At 54.4% G+C, this 1,113-nt stretch carries 1 protein-coding gene; it reads right to left on the reverse strand.

The window, feature by feature from the left end:
- Window positions 1-303 precede the first annotated feature (303 nt).
- Window positions 304-1,113 (reverse strand): alpha/beta hydrolase (locus ACXRVY_RS30785; protein ID WP_458239178.1); only part of this gene is annotated, 810 nt, incomplete at its 5' end.

Here is a 1,113-nt window from a genome sequence, read left to right on the forward strand (position 1 = left end):
ATGCTCAACTCTGCAAAAAGCACAGCAGGTGTTCCGAAAACTTTGGTGCTACTGTAGCTTCGCAATGAAATTAACGATGTGTTTTCAATAAAGAATTCCGCAGTTTCACCGAGGCCTGCGGACTCTTTGTTTTTGAAACTACTTGTTCAGGCTGGTCTTAAGTTCATGCTCAACTCTGCAAAAAGCACAGCAGGTGTTCCGAAAACTTTGGTGCTACTGTAGCTTCGCAATGAAATTAACGATGTGTTTTCAATAAAGAATTCCGCAGTTTCACCGAGGCCTGCGGACTCTTTGTTTTTGAAACTACTTGTTCAGGCTGGTCTTAAGTTCTTGAGATGCCTGCTCGATCGCGGTGCGGGGCGTCGGCAGATGGCTGAATGCGTTCGACAGCCCAAAATCGTGAATCATGCCGTTGTAGCGTACCGACTTCACAGGTACACCCGCAGCGTCGAGCTTGCGGCCGTAAGCTTCAGCTTCATCGCTCAGGACATCGAATTCGGCAGTCTGGATCAGCGTCGGCGGCAAGCCCTTCAACTGCTCGGTTGTCGCCTGCAGCGGCGAAGCGTAAATCTGCTTGCGTGCTTCGGCGTCGACAGTCAACAACACCCAGAACCACGCCATCATGTCCTTCGTCAGGAAATAGCCGTTGGCAAACTCCTTGTACGACGGCGTGTCAAAGTTGGAGTCTGTCACTGGGCACAGCAACACTTGCGAGCGCAGTGCAGGTTCACCCTTCTCGTTCGCCATCAGGGCAACTACGGCGGCAATGTTCCCGCCTGCGCTGTTGCCGGCTACGGCGAGGCGAGTGCCGTCTACCTTAATATCTTCGCCATGTTCGGCGACCCATTTTGTCGCGGCATAGGCTTGCTCGGTGGCGACGCCATATGCCGCCTCTGGCGAGAGGCTATAGTTGACGAAGACCGCCACCGCACCCGAGCCTACCACCAGGTCACGCACCAGTCGTTCGTGGGTCGGGAAGTCGCCCAGCACCCAGCCACCGCCGTGGAAATACATGAACGCGGGCAGGGTCTTCTGTTGAGTACCGACCGGACGCACGATAGTCAACTTCAGATCGCTGCCGTTGACGCGTATTGTCATCTCGCTGACATCAGC

This window comes from Pseudomonas sp. P5_A2_2 (assembly GCF_054177685.1).